Origin of the sequence: Mesorhizobium sp. M0522 (assembly GCF_040321085.1) — a bacterium.
In the GTDB taxonomy this organism is placed as follows: domain Bacteria; phylum Pseudomonadota; class Alphaproteobacteria; order Rhizobiales; family Rhizobiaceae; genus Mesorhizobium.
In genome coordinates, this window is sequence record NZ_JAMYQW010000094.1 from 1 (window position 1) to 1,145 (window position 1,145).

Genomic DNA, 1,145 nt, shown 5'->3' on the forward strand with positions numbered 1-1,145 from the left:
GTTCCGCGAGATGAGCAATTGCGCCGAAGAAGGCGAGCCGGCCAGCGTCGTGCAGCGCGACCAACCGGGAGAGGAACAGGCGGCGGAACAGCTTGCCGAGCACGCGCACCGGCAGCAGGAAGGCCGGACGCGACGATATCCACTGGCTTCCGTCTGGCGAGATGCCACCGCCCGGCACGATCATGTGCACGTGCGGATGGTGTGTCATCGCCGAGCCCCAGGTATGGAGCACTGCGGTGATGCCGATGCGCGCGCCGAGATGCTTCGGGTCCGCCGCGATCGTCAGCATCGTCTCCGATGCCGCCTTGAACAGCAGGTCGTAGACGAGTGCCTTGTTGTGGAAGGCGATGTCGGTGACCTCGGCGGGCAGCGTGAAGACAACGTGGAAGTAGCCGACCGGCAGCAGGTCGGCCTCGCGCTCGGCAAGCCATTTCCGCGCCGTGGCACCCTGGCACTTCGGACAGTGCCGGTTGCGGCAGGAGTTGTAGCCGATCCGCCACTGGCCGCAGTCCTCGCAGGCCTCGACGTGACCGCCAAGGGCCGCGGTGCGGCAGTGCTCGATCGCCGACATGACCTTGAGCTGCTGCAGGCTCAGGTGCCCTGCATGGGCGGCCCGGTAGGCGGGGCCTGCTGCGTGGAAGATATCGGCGACCTCGATCGAGGCGCGCACGCTCAGCCGTCGGGTGAGATCTCTTCCGGCTTGAACAGGCCGAGCTTGTCGAGCGGGCTCGTGACGGTGCGCACCGTGCGGGTTGCAACCTTGGTGTAGAAGGCGGTGCTATTTAGCTTGGCGTGCCCGAGCAGGACCTGGATGATCCGGATGTCGGTGCCGTCCTCCAGAAGGTGGGTGGCGAAGCTGTGACGCAGCGTATGCGGTCCGACCCGCTTGGCGATGTCGGCGGCCTGTGCAGCCTCGACGACGATGCGATGGAGCTGCCGCGTGCTGATGGGCTTCATCGCATGCTGCCCCGGAAACAGCCAGCCGTCGCGATGCATCACCCCCTGCTGGCGTCCGACCTTCCACCACTGGCGCAGCAACAAGAGCAGGTCTTGCGACAGCATGGCGTTCCGGTATCGCCCGCCCTTGCCGCGCTCGACACGTAGCAGCATGCGCTCGCTATCGACGTCGGCGACCTTCAGCGTCG

At 66.6% G+C, this 1,145-nt stretch carries 2 protein-coding genes; both read right to left on the reverse strand.

Translation table 11 applies throughout. The annotated features are described in order from the left end of the window. The coding region (locus tag NKI58_RS35410) for an IS91 family transposase (protein WP_352854527.1) at positions 1-670 on the reverse strand (670 nt) is incomplete at its 3' end. 2 nt (positions 671-672) lie between these two features. Continuing rightward, positions 673-1,145: tyrosine-type recombinase/integrase (locus NKI58_RS35415; protein WP_352826336.1), on the reverse strand; the 473-nt coding region annotated here is incomplete at its 5' end.